This window comes from Acidicapsa borealis, from assembly GCF_059115245.1.
Genome location: NZ_JCACNY010000001.1, coordinates 1,744,355 through 1,765,724 on the forward strand (window position 1 = coordinate 1,744,355; position 21,370 = coordinate 1,765,724).

Annotated in this window: 20 protein-coding genes; 16 read left to right on the forward strand and 4 right to left on the reverse strand. The window is 58.6% G+C overall.

Annotated elements, in window-relative coordinates:
- Positions 1-26: 26 nt before the first annotated feature.
- Together AC5S27_RS07130 and AC5S27_RS07135 are read left to right on the forward strand one after the other, a co-directional pair.
- A complete protein-coding gene (locus AC5S27_RS07130; protein ID WP_493933873.1) occupies positions 27-581 on the forward strand; it encodes an RNA polymerase sigma factor in 555 nt (184 codons plus the stop codon).
- Entirely contained in the window at positions 578-1,840 is a 1,263-nt protein-coding gene (locus AC5S27_RS07135; RefSeq protein WP_493933874.1) for an anti-sigma factor, read from the forward strand. The genes AC5S27_RS07130 and AC5S27_RS07135 overlap by 4 nt, the downstream gene beginning before the upstream one ends.
- A 54-nt stretch (positions 1,841-1,894) precedes the next feature.
- On the opposite strand, the gene AC5S27_RS07140 is transcribed toward AC5S27_RS07135, so the two are convergent.
- The 3 genes from AC5S27_RS07140 to AC5S27_RS07150 form a co-directional block, all read right to left on the reverse strand.
- The gene (locus AC5S27_RS07140; RefSeq protein WP_493933875.1) at positions 1,895-3,046 is read right to left on the reverse strand and encodes a hypothetical protein; all 1,152 of its coding nucleotides are present in this window, start codon (positions 3,044-3,046) and stop codon (positions 1,895-1,897) included.
- A gap of 82 nt (positions 3,047-3,128) precedes the next feature.
- Positions 3,129-3,707 carry a hypothetical protein gene (locus AC5S27_RS07145; protein WP_493933876.1) on the reverse strand — a complete coding sequence of 193 codons (579 nt, stop codon included), beginning with the start codon at positions 3,705-3,707 and terminating at the stop codon, positions 3,129-3,131.
- Positions 3,708-3,833: 126 nt separating this feature from the next.
- The gene (locus tag AC5S27_RS07150) at positions 3,834-4,724 is read right to left on the reverse strand and encodes a menaquinone biosynthetic enzyme MqnA/MqnD family protein (RefSeq protein WP_493933877.1); all 891 of its coding nucleotides are present in this window, start codon (positions 4,722-4,724) and stop codon (positions 3,834-3,836) included.
- 127 nt (positions 4,725-4,851) lie between these two features.
- Here AC5S27_RS07150 and AC5S27_RS07155 point away from each other — a divergent pair, with 127 nt between their 5' ends.
- The 10 genes from AC5S27_RS07155 to AC5S27_RS07200 all read left to right on the forward strand — a co-directional run bounded on the left by AC5S27_RS07155 (position 4,852) and on the right by AC5S27_RS07200 (position 15,534).
- Positions 4,852-5,097, forward strand: coding sequence for a DUF6582 domain-containing protein (locus tag AC5S27_RS07155; protein ID WP_493933878.1), 246 nt, complete (start codon positions 4,852-4,854; stop codon positions 5,095-5,097).
- 220 nt (positions 5,098-5,317) lie between these two features.
- Entirely contained in the window at positions 5,318-6,487 is a 1,170-nt protein-coding gene (gene dprA / locus AC5S27_RS07160) for a DNA-processing protein DprA (protein WP_493933879.1), read from the forward strand.
- A 247-nt stretch (positions 6,488-6,734) separates the two neighbouring features.
- Positions 6,735-9,455: a type I DNA topoisomerase gene (gene topA, locus AC5S27_RS07165; RefSeq protein WP_493933880.1), complete on the forward strand. Its 2,721-nt coding sequence runs from the start codon at positions 6,735-6,737 to the stop codon at positions 9,453-9,455.
- Between the two features lie 132 nt (positions 9,456-9,587).
- Positions 9,588-10,031: a DUF4760 domain-containing protein gene (locus AC5S27_RS07170; RefSeq protein ID WP_493933881.1), complete on the forward strand. Its 444-nt coding sequence runs from the start codon at positions 9,588-9,590 to the stop codon at positions 10,029-10,031.
- 156 nt (positions 10,032-10,187) lie between these two features.
- Positions 10,188-10,517 carry a hypothetical protein gene (locus AC5S27_RS07175; protein ID WP_493933882.1) on the forward strand — a complete coding sequence of 110 codons (330 nt, stop codon included), beginning with the start codon at positions 10,188-10,190 and terminating at the stop codon, positions 10,515-10,517.
- Between the two features lie 139 nt (positions 10,518-10,656).
- Positions 10,657-10,941 (forward strand): DUF427 domain-containing protein, encoded by a 285-nt coding sequence (locus AC5S27_RS07180; RefSeq protein ID WP_493933883.1) that lies wholly within the window; start codon positions 10,657-10,659, stop codon positions 10,939-10,941.
- Between the two features lie 207 nt (positions 10,942-11,148).
- Entirely contained in the window at positions 11,149-13,341 is a 2,193-nt protein-coding gene (locus tag AC5S27_RS07185) for a PAS domain-containing sensor histidine kinase (RefSeq protein ID WP_493933884.1), read from the forward strand.
- Positions 13,342-13,345: 4 nt separating this feature from the next.
- Positions 13,346-13,795: a response regulator gene (locus AC5S27_RS07190; RefSeq protein ID WP_493933885.1), complete on the forward strand. Its 450-nt coding sequence runs from the start codon at positions 13,346-13,348 to the stop codon at positions 13,793-13,795.
- Positions 13,792-14,835 carry a histidine kinase dimerization/phosphoacceptor domain -containing protein gene (locus AC5S27_RS07195; protein ID WP_493933886.1) on the forward strand — a complete coding sequence of 348 codons (1,044 nt, stop codon included), beginning with the start codon at positions 13,792-13,794 and terminating at the stop codon, positions 14,833-14,835. Before AC5S27_RS07190 ends, AC5S27_RS07195 begins: the two co-directional genes overlap by 4 nt.
- Positions 14,836-15,036: 201 nt before the next feature.
- On the forward strand, positions 15,037-15,534 hold the full coding sequence (locus tag AC5S27_RS07200; RefSeq protein WP_493937280.1) for a response regulator: 498 nt from the start codon (positions 15,037-15,039) through the stop codon (positions 15,532-15,534).
- Between the two features lie 78 nt (positions 15,535-15,612).
- Here the strand turns inward: AC5S27_RS07200 and AC5S27_RS07205 are convergent, their stop codons facing one another.
- Positions 15,613-17,067, reverse strand: coding sequence for a sensor histidine kinase (locus AC5S27_RS07205; protein ID WP_493933887.1), 1,455 nt, complete (start codon positions 17,065-17,067; stop codon positions 15,613-15,615).
- Positions 17,068-17,228: 161 nt separating this feature from the next.
- Between AC5S27_RS07205 and AC5S27_RS07210 the strand changes: the two genes are divergently transcribed.
- From AC5S27_RS07210 to AC5S27_RS07225, 4 genes are all read left to right on the forward strand, one after another.
- Positions 17,229-18,326, forward strand: coding sequence for a serine hydrolase domain-containing protein (locus tag AC5S27_RS07210; protein ID WP_493933888.1), 1,098 nt, complete (start codon positions 17,229-17,231; stop codon positions 18,324-18,326).
- A gap of 124 nt (positions 18,327-18,450) precedes the next feature.
- Positions 18,451-19,542 (forward strand): serine hydrolase domain-containing protein, encoded by a 1,092-nt coding sequence (locus AC5S27_RS07215; RefSeq protein WP_493933889.1) that lies wholly within the window; start codon positions 18,451-18,453, stop codon positions 19,540-19,542.
- Between the two features lie 177 nt (positions 19,543-19,719).
- Positions 19,720-20,235 (forward strand): RNA polymerase sigma factor, encoded by a 516-nt coding sequence (locus AC5S27_RS07220; protein WP_493937281.1) that lies wholly within the window; start codon positions 19,720-19,722, stop codon positions 20,233-20,235.
- Between the two features lie 143 nt (positions 20,236-20,378).
- Entirely contained in the window at positions 20,379-21,341 is a 963-nt protein-coding gene (locus AC5S27_RS07225) for a hypothetical protein (RefSeq protein ID WP_493933890.1), read from the forward strand.
- The last annotated feature ends 29 nt before the right edge of the window (positions 21,342-21,370 follow it).

The following is a 21,370-nucleotide window of genomic DNA, read 5'->3' on the forward strand; positions in this document are numbered from 1 at the left end:
AGCGGGTCCAGGAGCGTTACGAGGCTATGCAGAGCGACGCGAATCTGATAGCGCGTATTCGCGATCGAGATCCGGAAGCGCTGGTCGAGGCCTATTCGGTCTACGGCAAGCGGGTATTTTCGCTCATCTATCGCATTGCCGGAGACAGGTCGGCGGCTGAGGAAATCCTGCAGGACACGTTTTTGCGCCTGTGGAATCGTGTCCCGGAGTGCGACATAGCGACGGGTTCGCTACTGCCATGGTTATTTTGCGTGGGTAGAAATTGCGCCCTGGATTATCTTCGAAAGGAATCCAGACGGGGCGCTTTTGACGTTCTCTTTACAGAGGATTGGCTGGATGTGGAGTCTCCGCTGCCGGACGCTGCGAGCGTAGAAGAGCGGGACGGAATCATGAAGGCCTTGACGATGCTGCCTCGAGAACAGCGGTCCCTGATAGAGATGGCCTATTTCGACGGGTTAACGCACACCGAACTGGCAGAGCAGACGGGTAAGTCACTGGGGACGGTCAAGTCGCGGATACGGCTTGGATTGAAGAAGTTGCGCACACTTTTGAGCGGCAGGAGATCGGAAATCCCGCAATGATCGATCGATGTCGGAACGCAGGGTGTCAGGACGCGGATTGGGATCTGTTTGCGATGGGGAGCCTCGATGCGGAGGTTCACCGGCAGATGGAGGAGCATCTGCGCTCGGGGTGCGTGGATTGCCGCCGCAGCCATGAGGCAGCGATGGAGCTGATGACCGCGTTGGCGTGCGAGGTGCCGCAGGTTGAGCCTTCTGCGGGGATTGCGGATGCCTTGCGGTCGCGGATTGTGGGACTGGAATCAGGAGCCAAGGATGGTTTCAGGCTGGGTGCTTCTCCGTTCGGGATGCAGCCGCTGAGAATTGAGCCGCGTCCGGCGCATCCACGGAGGATGCAGTGGTCTGCTGGGCTCCCCTGGTCGATTGCGGCGGCTCTGGCGCTGTTGGCCTTGTGGCTGGGCGTGAGTCTGCGGCATGTTTCCAGGGAGTTGGCGGAGAGTCATGCAAATCCTATCGTCGTCCAGGGTCCAGTGCCTGCAGTGGCGAACTCCAATAGCGCGCCTGCAGTGGGTGGGGACGGGCGGGTGCAGGTGCCCGAGCAGGCTGGGGCATCTGGAGCGACCGGGGTAGAGGGCGCAAGGCCGGTATCCGCGAAGGATGCGGATGCCTCGCGAGTGCGAGCTTTGACCGAACAACTGACGCGATTGCAGGCGGAGCGCGACGCCGCTGTGGCGCGGTGGAATGAATCCCAAAGCGCCCTGGCGCAGGCCGTAGCAGCGCGGGGAGCATTGCAGGCGCAGTTGACGGCGGCGCAGGAGCAGGCAGCAAGCCATTCGGGTTCTTCGGGTGGTCCTGGCGACGCACAGGCTTTTCATTCGGAAGTTGCGGCACTGACAGCGCAGCTGAACGAGGCGAATGCGACGGTCAACGCATTGCGTGGGGCAATTGCTCGGGATGGACGGATTCTGGCGTTTTTCCGGGCGGGACCTTCGCGGCAGATTGAGCTGAAAAGCATAGACGCAGGAGCGGGCGGGGCAACAGGTGTCGCGTACTACGCGCCGGATCGGGGTCTGATGGTGATGGTGCGCAACTTACCTCAGTTGCCTGGCGGTGAGTGTTACCAGCTTTGGTCGGTCCACAAGAGCGGGACGTCGATTCAAAGCGTGGGTCTGATGGCGACCGATGGGTCTGGCGGAGGGTACTTGTTCGCGGGGCCATCCAACGATCTTCGACAGCTGACCGCGCTGACCATTACCGATGAGCCGAAGGGCGGCAGTCTATCGGCGCGAGGGCGCAAGCTGCTGTTTGGCGTTCTGGACTGAGGCGTCGCACTGAGTAAATCAGCGCTGGTTCCCAGCCAACGCAAGAAACCATTTTCAGAAATGCCATCCGACGCGGGATAGGGTGAGGTTGTACGACGTGCCGGAAGGCGCGTAGTGATAGCGGTTGTCGATGGAGAGGGAGAACCCTCCGGCGGGCCGCCACTCGATGCCGCCGCCCACGAGCATACCTACATCCAGGCCGCCCTCGCCGGCTGGAATGCCGCTGGCTTTTAGTTCGGAAGCGGTGGCGATCTGTCCGCCCAGGAGCGCGCCGGAAAGTGGAGAGTTATTCGCGAAGAGGGTTTGGAGCAGGCTAAGAACGTTGGGGGGCAGACTGGCGTTCTGGCGGATTCCTGCGGTGGTGACCTGGTTACTGACCGTGACGTACGCTCCGAGTCCGGCAGCCAGATAGGGGCGGAAGTGCAGGCGGTCCCAGTGGGTGAAGTCGTAGCGTGCGGCTAGCGGCACAATCTGGAGGGTCTGGGCGCGCCAATTTGCCGGAACGGTAACGGCAAAGGGGGCTGAGCCGGTTCCTGTGAAGGCTTGCTGAATATTGGCGGTGCCGCCGTTGGGATAAAGCGTATCGAGCACGGTGAGGTTGATGAGCTGGGCGACGCTGGACGTGATGGGCAGCCGCCGACTGTTTTGGGCCAGTCCGACGGAGACCTCGTAGTTGATTCGGCCACCATGAACAATTGCGAGCGGCAGGCTCAGGCCTCCGCCAAAGTAGCTGCCGCGGTTCAGCGTGAATGGGCCGCTGTTGGTGCCTGCGTCGAGGAAAGCTACCGCGCCGATTTTTCCCAGGCTAGGCAGAAGTTCCTGAGCTTTGGCCCTGGCAACCAAGGTGGGGTCGGAATGCGGGCGTGGAGCCGGAGCTGCTTCCCCCGGATCGGAGGGGGCTTCGGAGGAGGGGGTTGCAGGAAGGGCTGCTCCTGTCTCTGGGAGCGCGACCGCGTTGGACTCCGGCGGAGGTGTCGCGAGTGCGTCAGGAGCAGTGGCGTTTTGCAGCTTGAGCAATGCGTCCACGGTGCGCTCGAGCTGAGCGACGCGCGCTTCGAGGATACGGATGCGCTCGGCGTCGTTCTGGACAGCCGTGGTGTTGGAAGAGACGGGACCTGAGTTACCTGTTGCTTGTGCCAATGAGGACGGGTGGCATTGGAACAGGAGTGAAAGCAGGAGTAGTTTGGCCAGGGTTACCGGTTTCATGCGCGCATTCTAGCAATCCGGAGTTACGGGGAGACAGGCGAAAGTTACAGGCTGTCTCCCCGATTCTGTTGTCTTGTATCTCTTAAAAGCTGGTGGTGAGGCCGAAGACGGCGGCGGTGCCAATCTTCACTCCGCCTTTGAGCGCGTTGGTTTTGAAGACGCCGTCAAGGGCAGAGGCCGCGCCGCTGGTGAGGGTAACGTTGATGTCCGGAATGTAGAGAAACAGTCCGCCTGCATTCTGAATGTCGCTGCTGTTGATGGCGAGCTCAAACAGGGGCAGCCGGCCAACGAGTTTGCCGTTGGCGATGACGAGTCCTGTGAGCGTGGCCTGGCCCGAGGTGGCATCGATGACAAAGTCGCGGAGGTCGACGACGGTCTTACCGGAGGTAAGCCGCAGGCCGCCGGTGTGGGTGATTTCTGCTTGAGAGTCGGGCAGATCAACAGCACCGTCAACGATGGGGAAATCGATAAATGTGCCGGACAATTTGGAGCCGCCAAGGGCGCTCGGGGTGACTTTGAGGGTTCCCAGAGCGGAGACGAAGCCGCTGGACAGGTTAACGGTGGTCAGTCCGGTGCGAACGTCAAGGGTTTGCGCGTGGGCTGCGATGGCTGAGGCCGCGAGGGTGACGGCCAGGGTGAGAGCTAGCTTGATGCTTTTCATCTTCACTTCTCCAAATAGGGAATGGAACAGGCGACTTTCGCCGTTCTCACCAAGGCAAACGAAAGTTTTGGAGGGATTAGATCACTGGAGACGGAAAAATTCTTGTGGTCCGATGACTCGTATGAATCAGAGTTCGTGTTGCGGCAGGACTTTATATCGCGCGGCTTGCTGGTAGAAGTATTTGAGGCCGGTCAGGCACTCATTGTCTAAGTGATAAAAGATGTTTTTGGTCAGGTACTCGCGGATGGTTTCTGCGGGTAGGGGGAGCTTTGCGCTCCACTCGCTGACCAGTGCTTCGATGTTGGTGAGGCCGTGGTCTTTCGATTGATTGAAGTCGGCGGCGATTTCTTCCAGGGTGCGGCTCGTGGATTGTAGAGAGGATTCGCGGATAGCCCAGATTGCTGAGATCCAAGGTTGGCTGGTTCGCCTGATCCATTCTTCCGCGAGGTCGGTGTAGACGAGCTTTTCTCCGGTGCGGGCTTCTCTTGCTTCGCGGTCTTCGAGGGCGAACAGGGCCGGGTCGCCGATGAGGATGGCTGCGTCTGCTGCTTCCAGCATTTGGTCGAGATTTGGAGTGTGCTGGATGAATTTAGCTTCTTCGTTGTGCCAGAGGTGGAAGAGGATCTGGGTGTAGGCGAGGGTGGCGCGCGAGGAGGTGTCGGCGGCTACGGTGCGGATTGCGGAGATAGGCTGGCTGGCGCGGCGGATCAGGAGCAGGGAGCGGATTTTGCCCTTAGTGGCGATGGCGCTGCCGGGGATGATCTTCAGGCCCGGGGTGGTGGCGAGGGCTGCGATGGGGACCAAGCCGATGTCGGCGGCGTCGGGGTGGTCTGCGGGTAGGGCGAGGCGCTCGGCGCACTGGGCGGGCATCATCCATTCGAGGCTGTAGCGGTGGGCTAGTTCGGACTTGCCGGGTTCGTGCTCGAAGTCCCACATGAGCGGGGCGGGATTGAGGAAGCGGATGGCGGCTATGCGGAGGATGCTCTTCGCTGCGAGTGTCGGGGAAGACTTGTCCACTTATCCAGATTAGCAAGTCCTGCTGTGTGGCCGGGAATTTGGGAGTTTTTGAGATGGTGGCCTTGGGAGTTCTATTTTGCACCATCAACGAGTGACGCGAGGAGAAGAATGCTGCGTGGAGGTTGTCATGAGCAAACTGAGTACGGAAGATCGCAAGGAAATTCCGGCGAAGGAGTATGCCTTTCCGGAGCAGAGCAAGGAGCCGTTGGAGAATGCTGCGCATGTGCGCAATGCGATTGCGCGGTTTAACCAGGTGAAGGGCGCTAGCGAAGCGGAGAAGGATGCTGCGTGGAAGCGGATCAAGACGGCGGCGAAGAAGTTCGATGTGGAGATGGAGGAGACGAGCCGGAAGGATCTGAAGCCGTCGAAATGAGGCTTAATTGCGAGGAAATGGCTTCGCAGTCCTCCTTGTGAGTTCCAAATTGGGACGGTTTATTAACCACTTGATAACCTACCCAAAAGAGACCACTCATTTCCGTAAGTGACTCTTGACATTGATTATCGGCCTCGTTAGTGTTGGCCTACTTATTCAAGACAACGGAGATAGGAGCGCTTTGCCGGGTGGTTGCCGGGCGGAGCTTTGGTCGCCTGCGATGGTCGCTGAATCTCATCCGTCGGGTGTTGCGCTGGAAGAGGACAGGCTCGCGTGGCTGGCTCTGGCGTTGGCTCCGGGACTGGGGCCGAAGCGGATTCTTGCGGCGATGGAGCGGCTGGTTGCGCCGGGGCAAATGTTTGGGCTTTCTCTCACTGAGATCGAGAGCCTGGGGTTTCCTGCGGCTGCTGCACAGTACTTATTTGATGGGCGGGCGCGGAGTGCGGCGGAGCAGGAGTGGGCGCGGATGCTAGCGCAGGGAGTCTCGCTGCTGACGTTTGGCGACGAGGCGTATCCGGCGAGACTGAAAGAGATTTTCGATCCGCCGCCGGTGATGTGGGTTCGTGGGGATGTGGGGCTGCTGGCGCGGACTTCGATTGCGGTGGTGGGGACGCGGCATCCTTCTCCGTATGGGACGGGGATGGCGGAGATGCTTTCGCGGGACCTGGCGGCTCGCGGGATGCTGATTGTGAGCGGGATGGCCCGCGGCATCGACACGTACGCACACAAGGGCGCGCTGGCGGCGGGGAAGGCTACTGTGGCGGTGTGGGGCACCGGGGCTGACGTGATCTATCCCAAAGAGAACAAGAAGCTGGCGGAGGATATTCTGGCCGGGGGCGGGGCTATTGTTTCGGAGCTGCCGCTGGGGACGTTTCCTGCGCCGCAGAATTTTCCGCGGCGGAATAGGATTCTTTCCGGGTTGAGCATTGGCGTGCTGGTGGTGGAGGCGAGCGAGAACTCCGGGACGCGGGTGACGGCGCGTTGCGCGAGCGAGCAGGGACGGGATGTTTACGCGGTTCCTGGGAATGTGACGAACAAGCAATCGTGGACGCCGAACACGTTGATCAAGCAGGGCGCGCAGCTGACGGCGACTTGGGAAGATGTGTGGGAGGCACTGCCTTCCGCGGTACGGCTGGAGATGGAGTCGGGGTGGGCGGTTGAATCCAAAGTGGATTTGTTCGCATCTGTTCTGCCTGAGCCACCTACTGGAGCGCATGAGGCAATGGTGCTGGAGGTTCTGAGGCAGGATCAGGCGCTGCAGATGGACGAGATTCTGGACAAGCTGGAGACACAGCTCACATCGTCCGAAGTGTTTACGGCGCTGTTTGAGCTGGAGCTGGCGGGAAGAATTCGGTCGATGCCGGGAAAGAATTACGTCCGCAGATTCTGAGACTTGCGGCGGGTATCGCGGCATTTTGCTCGCAGAGCGATTAGCATTGTGAAGGCGTTTCGTGGTAGCGTCCTGTCACTGAGGGGCTTTTTTGAGGCTCCGGCGATTCTGGCAAGGATTCAGTTCCTTTACGCTATTGAATTGCAGCGCTATTTTCAGATTCACAACTGTTTTACGCCGTATGGGTTCAAGAGACTTGAACGCGGCAGGGTAGGTGCGCGAGGGCGTACCTGTTATAAGGATGGCAATGAGCAAATCACTGGTGATCGTCGAATCTCCCGCGAAGGCGAAGACGATCGGGAAATATTTAGGCAGCGCGTACGAAGTGCAGGCGTCCATTGGACACATCATGGACCTGCCCAAGAACGACATTGGCGTGGAGTTGAAGAAGCGCACGTTTGAGCCGACGTTGATTGTGTCTCCGGGCAAGGAAAAGCTCGTCGAGCAACTGAAGAAGGCGGCGTTGAAGGCGGACCATATCTTTCTGGCACCCGATCCTGACCGCGAAGGTGAGGCAATTGCCGCGCATCTGGCGATCCAGCTTGGCGTGAACGCGGTGCAGCGGAAGAAGATCCAGCGGGTCACGTTTAACGAGATCACGAAGAAGGCTGTACAGGAAGCTTTCAAACACGCGCGGGATATCGACCAGGACCTGGTGGATGCGCAGCAGACGCGGCGCGTGCTGGACCGGCTGGTGGGTTACCAGGTTTCACCGCTGCTCTGGGATAAGGTCCGGCGCGGGCTTTCGGCGGGGCGTGTGCAGACGGTTGCTGTGCGCCTGATTGTGGAGCGCGAGCGGGAGATTGCTGCTTTCAAGCCGGTTGAGTACTGGACGCTGGATGCGCAACTGCATCCGGAAAAGCAGGCTACGAAGTCGTTTACGGCGCGGTTTGTGGGCATTGAAGGTGAGCCGGCACGGGTTCCGAATGGTGTGGATAAGGAAGGCAAGGCGCAGTTTATTGGCAGCGCGTTGCCGGATCAGAAGACGACCGACGCGGTGATCAAGGCGCTGGACAAGGCGACTTGGACGCTGGCTTCTGTGCAGTATCGCGAGCAGAAGAAGAAGCCCCTGGCGCCGTTTATCACGAGCCAGTTGCAGCGGGATGCTTCAAGCAAGTTGGGGTTTAACGTGCGGCGCACGATGGGTGTGGCGCAGCGGTTGTATGAAGGCGTGGAGGTTGGCGCTGAGGGGCTAGTGGGTCTGATCACCTATATGCGTACCGATTCGCCGCGTGTTTCGCCGGATGCGATTGCCGGGGCGCGGGAGTGGATTGGCAAGACACTGGGTGAGAAGTATCTGCCTTCGACGGCGAATGTGTATGCGGGCAAGTCTTCAGCGCAGGATGCGCATGAGGCGATTCGCCCGACGGATGTGAACCGGACTCCGGACTCGATTGCGCGGTATCTGAGCGATGAGCAGGTGAAGCTGTACAAGCTGATCTGGCAGCGCTTTGTGGCTTCGCAGATGATGCCCGCTGTGTATGACGTAACGACGGCGAAGATTGAGGCGCTGTCGCCTACGACAAAGAAGACGTATGACTTCCGCGTGAGTGGGTCGGTGCTGCGATTTGACGGCTTCCTGAAGGTGTATGAGGTGGCGGAAGAGAAGAAGGATGATGAGGAAGACTCGGCGCAGCGGCTGCCCAATCTGGACGGCGTGAAGGCGCTGGAGAATGAAGGGCTGACGAGCAAGCAGAGCTTCACGCAGCCTCCGCCGCGGTATAACGAGGCTTCGCTGGTGAAGGTGCTGGAAGAGCGCGGCGTGGGACGGCCTTCGACGTATGCTTCGATCATCAACACCATTCAGGATCGCGAGTATGTGGTGAAGCCGGGCGGGACGCGAGGACCGTTCTATCCGACCGAGATCGGTGTGGTGGTTTGCGACCTGCTGGTGAAGAATTTCCCTTACATCTTCGACACGGCTTACACGGCCAAGCTCGAGAAAGAGCTGGACGAGGTTGAAGAGGGTAAGGAAAAGTGGACGGACCTGCTGAAGGGGTTCTATGGCCACTTTGAAGAAGAGTTGAAGGTCGCCGAGCACGAGATGGAATCGATCAAGGCGATGGAGATCAAGACGGAGGAGAAGTGCGAGCTTTGCGGGTCTCCGCTGCTGCTGAAGTGGGGCAAGTTCGGCACGTTCTTTGCCTGCAGCGCTTACAACAAGAAGGATAAGAACAGCTGCACGTTTACCAAGGAAAACACGGCCGGCAAACCGGATTTGAATACTCCGGAGGGCCTGGAGGCGGAGCAGAGCGAAGAGTACTGCGATAATTGCGGCCGGGTGATGGTGCTGCGGCGCGGGCTGTTCGGGCCGTTCATGAGCTGCCCTGGGTTCAATGAGGATCCGCCGTGCAAGACGATCCGCAAGCTGAGCCAGAAGGCGCAGCAGAAGCTGAATGCTCCGCAGCCGACGGGTGAGGATTGCCCGGTGTGCGGCAAGGAGCTGGTGCTGCGGAATGGTTCGTATGGCGAGTTTGTTTCGTGCTCGGGATATCCGAAGTGCAAGTACGTGAAGCAGAACCTGGTTGAAGGTATGAAGTGCCCGAAGTGCGGCGAGGGCGACCTGGCCGAGCGGAAGGCGCGGCGCGGGAATATCTTTTGGGGCTGCACGAATTATCCGAAGTGCGACTTCACGTCGAACTACAAGCCGGTGGCGAAGAAGTGTCCGAAGTGCAAGAGCCCTTATCTTCTGGAGAAGACGCTGAAGTCTGGCGTGTTCCTTTTCTGCCCGAATTCGAAGCCTGCTGTGGAAGAGGTTGAGCCAGCGAAGACTACGGCGAAGAAGGCGGCTAAGAAGACTGCTTCGAAGAAGGCTGCGGTAAAGGCGGTTTCGAAGGCGATGGTGATGCCTACGGTGACGGAGCCTTGCGAGTATGAGAAGCGGATCGGGGATGCTCCGCCGCCGCCCAAGGTGGAGACGCATGGTCCGGTGAAGGAGCAGGAAGAGGAACTGGAGCCGGTCTCGTAGGTTGGGCTTGGGGAATCTGCGCGGAAAGGCAACAGCAGATTCCCTTCGGGAATGACAAACAAGAGAAGCATAGGCAACAGCATTCCGGCGCGGTGGGCTGGGATCGGTTAGGATTGGGTCCGGGGGTAAGACGTGTCCCAGGGAATTGCAACGAGCGCCGATGCCGAAATTATTCTGAAGCTGTACGAGTTGCGCACCGAGACGGTGATGCGCCAGGCGCGAGCGTGGCTGACGGGCGAGTTCTGGCCGGGCTCGGCGGATGAGTTTTTTGAGGTGATGTACGACTCCGGTTCGCAGCGGAATGCGTGGTTGCGGCAGGTGGTGACGTACTGGGAGATGGCGGCCTCGCTGGTGTTGCATGGCGCGCTTTCGGCGGATTTGTTCGTTGATTGCAATCCTGAACCGCTCTATATTCTGGCCAAGCTGGCGCCGATTCTTCCGGAGATTCATGCCAAGGTTCCGACTTATTTTTCGAAGACACTGCGGCTGGTCGAGAGCAATCCTGCCGCTGCGTCGCGGTATGAAGTGACGAAGAAAAACGTAGAAGTGGCGCGCGCAACGCGGAATGCTCGGTAAGGCTGACGACCCTCTGCGCTACGGCGGATGTTGACCGGATCAAGAACGGCAGAAGGCCAGATAGAAGAGGCTTGCCAAGCCGGGTTACTTTGGCGCATTCTCACTGTTGCTAGGTGTGTACGAAAATTCAATCGCTGGAATTCTCAGGAGGCTTTCATGAAGCGTTTCGCTGCAGTTTCTCTCTCACTAATCTTTCTGGCCGCGGTGGCGGCCTATGCTGCTGATTCGACGACCAAGATCAACGGTTACATTTCTGATGCCATGTGTGGCTCCAAGCACGCTGGAACCGGTGCGGCTTGCGCCAAGAAGTGCCTGGAGGGCGGCGAGAAGCCGGTGTTTGTGGATGAGGCGAAGAAGGAAGTCTGGACGATCGACAATCCGGATGCAGTGAAGTCTGCTTACGGGAAGCACGTAACGATCACGGCGACGGCGGATGCGGGTGCGAAGAGCGTTCACGTGACTGCGGTTTCCGTTATCGGCGAGTAGTTGCTCGCTTACTTGACGGGCGGGTTGACTGCCTGGATCCGGCTATCGGAATGACGCGAGGATGCAAGAGAGAGGCGCGAAGCCTCTCTCTTGTGCTATGTTCAGGAATCAAAAACGACGAACGGACGTTCAATTTACTATGGCCAAGGCAGTCTGGAACGGCATTGTGATCGCAGAGAGCGACACGTACGAAACGGTGGAAGGCAATGTGTATTTTCCGGAGTCTGCGCTGAAGCGGGAGTACTTCCGGCCCAGCTCGACGACTTCGACCTGCCCATGGAAGGGGCAGGCTCGATATTATTCGCTGTTTGGGGATGGGCAGGAGAATCCGGATGCAGCCTGGTATTATCCCGATCCGAAGCCGGCGGCGCGCAAGATCAAGAATCATGTGGCGTTCTGGCGTGGGGTTGAGGTCGAAAAATAGGGAACAGGGACGAGGGAACAGGGAATGGTTGCCTCGTCGCTTTTCTGGTATTCATGTTGCCCACCGATGACGCTGCGCCGTATGCCTTCTGCTTTCCCGTTGTGATCCTTAGATTTATTTAGTTTTTCTCCTTCCGCGATGGTCATTGACCTGCCCCGCAACCGCGCAATGCTCGATTTTTTTCGCGCCCTGTTTGGGACTGATTTCATGCCCCACCTCTATTGCCTGCGTGGCGAGCCTGGGGTGCTGTGGCTGCATGTTCTCTCTGATCTGGGCACTGCGATCAGCTACTTTGCAATCCCTCTTGTACTGCTGCGAGTGGTGTTGAAGCGGAAGGAAGTTCTGTTCCGGCGGCTGGCGATCCTGTTTGTGCTGTTCATTGCTGCCTGCGGCACGACGCATCTGCTGGGGATCTGGACGATCTGGTATCCGATGTATCGGCTGGAAGGCGTGGTGAAGGCAGCGACGGCGGTGTGTTCGATGGCCACGGCCCTGGTGCTGCTGCGGCTGCGGAAGCAGATCGAGCAGTTGCCGAGTATTGCCGAGCTTGAGAAGGAGGTGAGAGAGCGGCGGGAGGCAGAGGAGGCTTCGCGGGATAAGGAAGAGCGGTTTCGCAGCTTTGTGGAGGGCGTTCAGGATTATGCGATGTACATGATCGATCCCCAGGGGCTGGTGCAGACGTGGAACGTGGGCGCGGAGCGGATCAAGGGGTACACGGCGGAGGAGATTGTGGGGAAGCACTTTTCGCGGTTCTACACGATTGAGGACAGGGCGCGAAAGAGGCCGGAGGAGGCGATCAAGACGGCGACCGAGACGGGCCGCTATGAGACGGAGGGATGGCGGGTCCGGAAGGACGGGAGCAAGTTTTGGGCGAGCATGGTGCTGCGGCCGCTCTACGACGCGGACGGGAAGCTGCGCGGGTTTTCGAAGATGACGCGGGACCTGACGCAGTCGCGGGCGATGGAGGCGAAGTACCAGACACTGCTGGACTCGGCGCCGGATGCGATTGTGATGTACGGCAGGCCGGGGCGCGTCGTGTACCTGAACCAGAAGGCGGAGGAGATGTTCGGGTACAGCCGGACGGAGCTGCTGGGCAAGCCGGTGGAGGTGCTGATTCCGGAGCGGCTGCGGGAGGAGCGGGCGCAGAATCGGATTCGGTTTTTCGATGCTCCGGCCAGTTCGCAGATGGGGGTGGCGAGCGAGTATTTGTGCTTGAACCGGGACGGGAGCGAGTTCGCGGTTGAAGCAAGTGTGCGGCCGTTGGAGACGCCGGATGGGTTGGTGGCGCTGGCTGCGGTGCGGGATGTGACGGAGCGGAAGAAAGCGGAGCGGCGGTTTCGAGATCTGCTGGAGTCTGCGCCGGACGCGATGGTGATTGTCAACAGCGAGGGGTGGATTGAAATCGCGAACCTGCAGACGGAACGGCTCTTTGGGTACTCGCGGACCGAACTGGTGGGGCAATCGGTCGATCTGCTGGTGCCGCAGAACCTACGGTTGATACATGGTGAGCACCGTGGACAGTTTTTCCAGTCTCCGCGGCAGCGTGAGATGGGGGCCGGGCTGGACCTGCTGGCGATTCGGAAGGATGGCACGGAGTTCCCGGTGGAGATCAGCCTGAGCCCGCTGGAGGGATCGGACGGGACTTCGGTAACGGCGGCGATCCGGGATATCACCGAGCGCAAGCGGGCGGCGGCGCAACTGGCGGAGAAAATGACGGAGCTGCGCCACTCTAACGAGGCCCTGGAGCAGTTCGCGCATATCGCTTCGCACGACCTGCAGGAGCCGCTGCGGATGGTGGCCAGCTATGTGCAGCTCTTGTCGCGCCGGTACAAGGGCAAGCTGGATAGCGATGCGGATGAGTTCATCGCCTATGCGGTGGATGGAACGCAGCGGATGAAGCGGCTGATCGAGGACCTGCTGTTGTACTCACGCGCGGGCAAGGGTCCACCGCCGGAGCATGAGTTTCCCAGTGAGGAGGCACTCCGAGAGGCGCTGAACAACCTGCATGCCGCGATCGGCGAGAGTCACGCGCTGGTGACCTACGATCCGCTTCCAATGGTGCTTGCGGCGAACTCGCAGCTCGTTCAGACCTTTCAGAACCTGATTGGCAATGCGATCAAGTACCGCGGCGATGCGACGCCGCAGATCCACATCTCTGCCCGGAGGACAGATCAGGAATGGATATTTTCCGTGGCGGACAACGGGATTGGGATTGAGGCGAGGTTCTACGAGCGGGTTTTCGAGGTCTTCCAGCGTTTGCACGGGCGCGGGGAGTATGAGGGCACGGGGATCGGACTGGCGATCTGCAAGCGGATATTGCAGCAGCAGGGAGGGCGGATCTGGGTCGAGTCGACGGTGGGCCAAGGTTCGACTTTCTATTTTTCACTACCGGTGGGGTGAGGCGATGTTGATCGACGGAGCGGCATTTCAGGTACTTCTGGTGGACGACAATCCGGGCGACGTGCGGCTGACGCAGGAAGCTTTCAAGGACGCGAAAGTGCATCTGGAGATGCATGTGGCCAGGGATGGGGTGGAGGCGATGGAGTTTCTGCACCGCCGAGGGCCATTTTCGGAGAGTCCGCGGCCGGATCTGATTCTGCTGGATCTGAACCTGCCGCGCATGGACGGCAGGGAAGTGCTGGCAGAGATCAAGAGCCATTCCACGCTGAAGCTGATCCCGGTGGTGATCCTGACCACCTCGGCTTCGGATGCAGATATCGAGCGGAGTTATCTTCTGCATGCTAACTGCTATATCTCGAAGCCGGTGGATCTGGAGGGCTTTCTGACGGTGGTCAGGAGTATCGACAACTTCTGGCTCTCGGTGGTGAAGCTGCCTCCGGGAGAGACGGCATGACGGGGCCACTCCACATTCTGCTGGTCGAGGACAATCCGGGGGATGTGCGGCTGCTGCAGGAGATGTTCTCGAACGAAAAGCCCGGCAGCTATCACCTGACACATTTTCCCCGGCTTGGGCTGGCATTGAATCATTTGGCGAAGGGCGGGGTGGACATTGTGCTGCTGGACCTGGGGCTGCCGGATGAAAACGGGATCGACACGGTGCGGCGGGTGCGGAAGCTGGCGCCTCAGGTGCCGCTGATCGTGCTCACCGGCCGGGATGATGATGCGGCGGTGGCGGAGTCAATGCTGGAGGGCGCGCAGGATTACCTGGTTAAGGGGCAGATTGAACAGCGAGCCCTGCCGCGGGCGCTGCGGCACGCGATTGAGCGCTTCCGGCTGCTGACCAAGGCTGCGCTGACCAATCTGGAGCTGGAACGGCGTGTGCAGGAAAAGGACATTCTGCTGAGCGAGATTCATCACAGGGTGAAGAACAGCCTGCAGGTGGTTTCGAGTCTGCTGAGTTTAGAGTCTGCGCGGATCGTGGATGCTTCGGTGATCGAGATGCTGCAGAGCACGCAGAACCGGATCCGCTCGATGGCGCTGATTCACCAGACACTGTACCAGTCGAAGGATTTTGCGCGAGTGGATTTCCATGCTTTTCTCCTTTCGTTTGCGCCGACGCTGATTCACTCCTACAGCGTAGAGCCGGAGCGGGTGATGCTTCATATCCATGTGGCCGAGGTAAGGCTTCCGATCGATGCGGCAATCCCATGTGGATTGATCGTAAACGAGTTGATTTCAAATGCCTTGAAGCACGCCTTTCCCGGTGGCCGGAGAGGTTCGATCTGGATTGATTTTGCGCATGACTCGAACAATCATGCGACGCTGACGGTGTGCGACGACGGGGTGGGAATTCCGGATCATTTCAGCTTCGATACTTCGGAGACGCTGGGGGTGCAACTGGTGTATCTGCTGACCGGACAGTTGGGTGGAACCGTTGCGCTGGAGTGTAAACAGCCGGCTACTTTTGTGGTGCGGTTTCCGCTGGCATTGTGAAACCCGGCAGCGTGGTGGAAACCGCTACGACTCATGTGATGCGAATCGAGAGTTTTTTACAGGGAGAGTTAAGAGTTACCCATTTCCTGCCGATAAGAGTGAGAGACGCGAAGGATGCCGTGCTGGTTCGGTTTCCGAAGCGAACGGATGCAAGGATCGGAATTGCCCTATTGGGTGGGATGGAAGGGTTAGGTGCATACGATGGAAGCTGTCAGTCAGTCTCTTACGCAGCCTGCTGCAGTTGTTGTCCAGGCAGCTGGAACCAGGGTGATGGTGGTGGAGGATGAGGCGGTGGTGGCGCTGCATCTGCGCCAGGAACTGACCAAGCTGGGTTACACCGTGGCCGGGGTCGCAACCAACTCCGAACAGGCGCTGAGGATGGTCGATGAGGTTTTTCCGGACGTGATTCTAATGGATATCCATATCCAGGGGGAGTTAGACGGGATTGAGACAGCGAACCGGATTCCGCGTTATCTGCACATTCCGGTGATTTACCTGACGGCCTATTCCGAGGACACGACGTTGAAGCGGGCAGGAGATACACATCCCTATGGATATCTGATCAAGCCGTTTCTGGATCGCGAACTGCATGCGACGATCAAGATGGCGCTGGTGCGGAGCCGTGCGGATGAGGCGGTTCGGGAAAATGAGGCGCTGTTATTCAGGGCGCTGTGCACGACACCGATCGCGGAATGCTAGGCGCCGCGGGGAGACCTGGCTCCTCCCGGCGGCGCGCTGATCATGAGCCAAAATTGAAGGCTTCGAAGCGTAAGAAGGCTAGTAAGCCTGCAGTTGATTGATGGGCAGACGGACGCGGAAGCAGGTGGCTCCGTCTTCTGAGCGAACGCCCAAGTGGCCGCGATGTTTGCGGACGATACGCATGGCGTTATCGAGGCCAAGGCCGAGGCCCTGTCCGGGGCCCTTGGTGGTGAAGAAAGGTTCGAAGATGCGGTCCTGCAAATCGCGAGGGATGTCCGGCCCGTCGTTCCAGACTTCGACGAGGATCATGTCTGCTTCGACCCGTGTGACGAGGCGGAGACAGCCTTTTTGTTCGGGCGCGCGTTCTACCTGGGCGAGAGCGTCGAGGGCGTTCTCGATAAGGACTGTCCACACCTGATTGAGCTCGCTGCCGTATGCGCTCAATGTGGGCAGTTCTGGATCGTAGTCTCGCACAAGGTTGACCCTGCCCATGCGCGACTGCAGCATCTGCACGGTAGCGTCGAGACCGGCTGCTACATCGACCTCGAGGATGGGGGCGCGGTCCATGTAGGAGTAGGTCTTGATGGCGCTGATGAGGTCAAAGATGCGGCCGGTGGAGTCGAGCATGGCGACGGCATAGTGTTCGGCGCGCTGGGCTGCGGCGAATTGTTCGAGGACGACCTGGACGGCTTCCTCGTTGAGGAAGCTGCTGAGGGCGTCGAGGTCTTCGATGCTTACGCCGAGTTCGGCGAGTTCGGGAGCAATCTGCCAGGCGTCGCGGAAGCCTCGCTGATTGATCCATTGGGTGATGGCGTCTTCGCGGACGGAAACGTCGATCTGGCTGCCGTGTACCATTTCGAGCGCGCGGGCCCGGACCTGGTTTTCCCAATTTTCGACTGCCCGGACCTGATCGATGGTGAGACAAAGCGCCACCAGGCGATGGCGGCCTTCGTTGGCGGATCGCAGTTCGGTGAGGATGCCTCCGGCGGCGCGCTGGGCCGCAGAGGAGGGGTTGTTGAGTTCGTGGGCGAGATTTCCGGCGAGTTTGCCGAGGGCGGTCAGTTTTTCGCTCTGCTGCTCGATGCGGGTGACTTCGCGGACGCGGTCGAGGAGGGTAGATACGACCCGCTGGGCGAAGGAGGGAATGGCCTCCAGCATGGCCGGAAACATGTCCTTGTGATAGAGGATGGCCCAGATGTCCTGTGCGGCGAAACCGTGTCCTGCGGAGGTGGTCATGCGCGAGAAGGGCAGCAGGCCGGTCATTTGTCCGCTGCGGCCAATGAAGAGCGCTCCGCTGCGCGTGCGGCGGACGTGAAGCTCGCCCTTGAGGATGAGGATGAGGAAGTCGGCCGGCTCACCTTCTTCAAAAATCACTTCGCCAGCTTTGGCGCGGATCTCTTGTCCGTGGCTTGCGAGCCATTCGCGTTCCTGTTCTGACAAGCCCTGCAACTGCACAATTTTCTCAAGCCCGGCCGTTAGGACTGGGATGGGAGACGGAACTTCCGGCTTTAAGCGTTCGATATTTGTGGCCATTCCGGATCTCCCGAGGTAACAAGTCAGTGTAGCGGATGGATCTTAATGCCAGTGTCGACAGGCGAAACGCTGTTCTGATTACGGCAAATTGGCTGCCGGCGTTCCATCTGGGATGGTGGGGGCCGTGTAGTCTGGTTTCTCTGGATGGGACGGAGGATGGAATGAAGCGTCAATTCGTAGTGTGTGCCATGATGGCTGCTATGTCGTGTCTCCTATGGGATGCGCAAAGGCTGGTTGGGGATACGAAAAAATCAGAGGCAGATCGACTGAATGAAGTAGCTGTGTCCTACACGAAGGGCGACGCTTTCATGGGAACGGTGCTGGTGGTTCGGGATAACCAGGTCGTGATGAGCAAGGGGTACGGGATGGCGAGCCTGGAGTGGGGTATTCCGAATGCGCCCGATGTTAAGTTCCGGCTGGGTTCATTAACGAAACAATTTACGGCTACTCTGATTCTGCTGTTGCAGCAGGATGGCAAGTTGAATATTGGTGATCCAGTGGGGAAGTATCTGCCGGATGCTCCGAAGGCTTGGGAGAAGATTACGCTGGCGAATCTTCTGGGGCATACTTCAGGGATTCCCAATTTCACTGACATCAAGGAGTTTGGGGCTTGGTCGGCGAATCCGCGGACGGTGGATGAGGAGCTTGCTTTCTTTCGCGACAAGCCGCTGGATTTTGAGCCCGGGAGCAAGTTCGATTACAGCAATTCGAACTTTGAGGTGCTGGGGGCGGTGATTGAGAAGGTGAGCGGGAAGAAGTATGTGGAGATGCTGCGGGAGCGCATTCTTGATCCTGTTGGAATGAAGGATACGGGGCTGGATGATGATGAGCTTGTGCTGCCCAAGCGGGCGGAGGGCTATCGTCCGGAGAAGGGCGCGATTGTTGTGGCGCGGTCGGAGTCGATGAGTGTGCCCTGGGCTGCGGGGTCGATGTACTCGACGACCGGTGATCTGCTGAAGTGGGAGCAGGCGCTGTTTGGCGGCAAGGTGCTGAATGCGGATTCGCTGAAGCTGATGACGACTGCAGGTAAAGGGGATTATGGGCTCGGAGTGGGTGTCACGAACAAGGATGGATTGAAAGTTGTGGAGCATGGTGGGGGCATTGAGGGGTTCAATACGCACCTGCTGTATGTGCCGGAGAAGAAGATCACGATTGTTGTTTTGAGCAATGTGAATGGGGCTGCGCCGAGCAAGATGAGCGGGCAGTTGCTGGAAGTGATGCTGGGCAAGCCGGTGGCGCCGGCGCCTGAGCCGAAGTAGATTTTTTGCCTTGAATACAGTCGATAAATTTTCTTGTCACTGAAGCTTGAGGGCGAGATCATGCTTCATGACATATCCCTTTGTTTTATCGAGGAGATGCTTCTCGCAACGAGTTGCTTGTTCGTTGGCATCTCTCGCCGTCTCGGGATTCGCCTATGGCCAAACAGAGAAGCCGCCGGAGTTGACGCAAGGGCAATTCGACAATCTATCTAAAATGGCGACCGATTTTATGGCGCAGTATTCGGTTCCGGGGCTGTCCATCGCTATTGCGAAACAGGGTGAGTTGAGTTACGCCAAGGCGTTTGGATTTGCCAATCGGGAGAAGCGTGAGCCGGTTAGTGAATCCAGCTTGTTTCGGATTGCCAGTCTTTCGAAACCGATCACATCGACCACTGTCTTTTCGCTGATTGAACAGCAGAAACTGTCGCTGGATGCCAAGGTGTTCGGACCGGGGGCGTTGCTGGGAACGACTTATGGCAGACCGCCATTCAACCCAGGCGTGGATATGATTACTGTCGAACATCTGCTGACGCACACTTGCGGTGGATGGGGTAAGAACGATAACGATCCGGTGTTTCGGAATTCCAATCTCGATCAGAAGGAAATGATTTCGGAGACGCTGAGGACGCGTCCGCTTGTGTACCGGCCCGGGACGAACTTTGCTTACTCGAACTTCGGCTTCTGCATGCTTGGGCGAGTTATTGAAAAAGTGACGGGCACCCACTACGCCGACTATGTCCGCGATAACATTCTGAAGCCATGCGGCATAAGTGATATGAAGATCGCGAGAGACTCTGGTGGGAAGCATGGGGACGGTGAAGTTCGCTACTACGACCAGGAGGGTGGGGACCCTTACGGAATGAATATGGGCCGCATGGATGCTGCCGGGGGATGGCTTTCGACTCCGTCGGATATGGTTCGCTTTCTTGCGCATGTGGATGGTGTCTCGCCCGGGCCGAAGCTGCTCAAGCCAGAGACGATTGTGGCGATGACGACCGGTTCGACTGTGCATCCCGGATACGCTAAAGGATGGGAAGTGAACGCGCGCGGGAACTGGTGGCATATCGGCGATCTGCCCGGAACGTCGGCTGTGCTGGTGCGCACGGATTTTGGGTATAACTGGGCTGCGTTCATGAATACCCGACGGATGAATCCGGATATTCGGATGAAGCTCGACCGGATGATGTGGGATATGGTGAACAGCGTTCGGGGCTAGACAATTCAGATTGAGACACAACTCGAAATAGAGAGAACTGCGCTCCTGCGGGCATCGACATATCTTAATATTTTCGATTCAAGCGAACCTTTTCCCATTGGCGCCCGAATAAGAAGGTGGAGGGGCTAATTGATCGAAGACAGCGAATGCTGGGCGCGGATCTGCTGCGGCGACGCGGTGGTCTTCGACGGGTTTTATCGAGAGAATGCTCCGAGACTCAAAGCCTTTCTCCGACATGTTGTCGGCAGCTCCGAGGTGGCGGAGGATCTTGTGCAAGATATCTTTGCGCAACTGTGGAACAAGCCGAGGGGATTCCGGCCAGAACGGGGAACGCTTCGCTCGTACCTTTTCGGGATGGGTCGAAAGCGGGCCTCGGAGTGGTGGAGACAGCAGCGGCCTGGTAGTCAGGCCGAAGAAGCGGGGGAGAGCAGTTGTCAGACGGAAACCGGTTCTATGGTGGGGGATGTCTTTCGAAGACTTCCCGAGGAACAGCGCGCGCTGTTGTGGTTGAGGGAGATTGAGGGCCATTCCTACGCGGAACTTGCGACGATTCTTGAGGTACCGGTTGGCACGGTACGGTCTCGACTGTTTGCAGCGCGAGAAGCGTTGAGGCAAGTCTGGTATTCCGGCGAAAGAACCGGCGCGCGAACACGGGAGAGAGTCAGCACATCAGTCGAAAGGGAGGAATCATGAGGTGCCAAGAAGCGGCAGAGTATGTGTCAGCACTCTGCGATGGCGAAAGGATCCCGCGGAGTGCGGCAGAACACCTTGATGCCTGTGCCGACTGCCAGCGGCAATTGCGCGACTACGTTGAGATTGGCGCTGAGATGAGGCGGATGGCCAGTGCGGAACTGTGGGAAGAAGCGACGGTTCGCAACTGGGAGAAGAGGCACGGAGACGCGAACCGAAAGATAGCCCAATTATGGGAGAAGGGATGGGGGACGATGAGAATACCGAGACTTGCATTTGGGTTGTTACTGGCAATGGTGGTGATTTTGGGGTCGAGCCTGGTGGCAACAAGGGCGCGCGCGCATGGCGAGGGAACGGTGGTGCTACTGAGTATTACGCCGCCGGGAGGCACTGCATCACTCTGTCCGGTCTCGATGCTCAATAAGGAAGAAAACGGTTGCGGGCTGCTCGGCAAGGTAGGGTCTGGCGAGTTGACCTACAACATGAAGTTTCTCTCCCGGGATGGGGATCGGATTGAGTTAGGAGTTCAATCGAAATTCAAGACGACGCAGAATGGCGGTTCTGCAGGCGAAAGTGAGAAACCACTCCAGATGAGCGATCTTGATAACCTGCCCGTCGAGCATTACTGGCTCCAAATGGGGCAGAAGCTGCAGGTGAACATTGAGGGATTAGGACCGATGGAAGTGACGGGAGAGTGGATGGATCATATGCCGCCAATGCCAATCGTCCCAAACATGGATCCCAAGGCTGATGAGTTGCGGATTATTTCGCCGATCTTACTTCGGGATAAAGCCGTGGTGCTGGATATGGAGGGTGGGAGCGCGATTGGCGATGAGAGGAGAAGAGGGGTCGAGCTGTACAAGCAAGGGGAGGGCAGATTTCAAATTGCCTTGACGCCTCTTGCAGGCGCGGTCAAGGGTAAGATCAGGCAAAATCGCATCAGTTTTGAGATCGATGGCCAGCCTTACGAACTCATTGCGGGTGCTCCGATTGCGAGGAGTAAGAATGCATGGATAAGGCGCGATGCGAAGTACATTCCAGAGAAGAACGAACAGGTGAGTGCTTACATTGGGGAATTCAAGATAGACGGAAATGCTGAGCAGAAATAGATCGAGCTGATAGGAAAGCGAATCGGGCC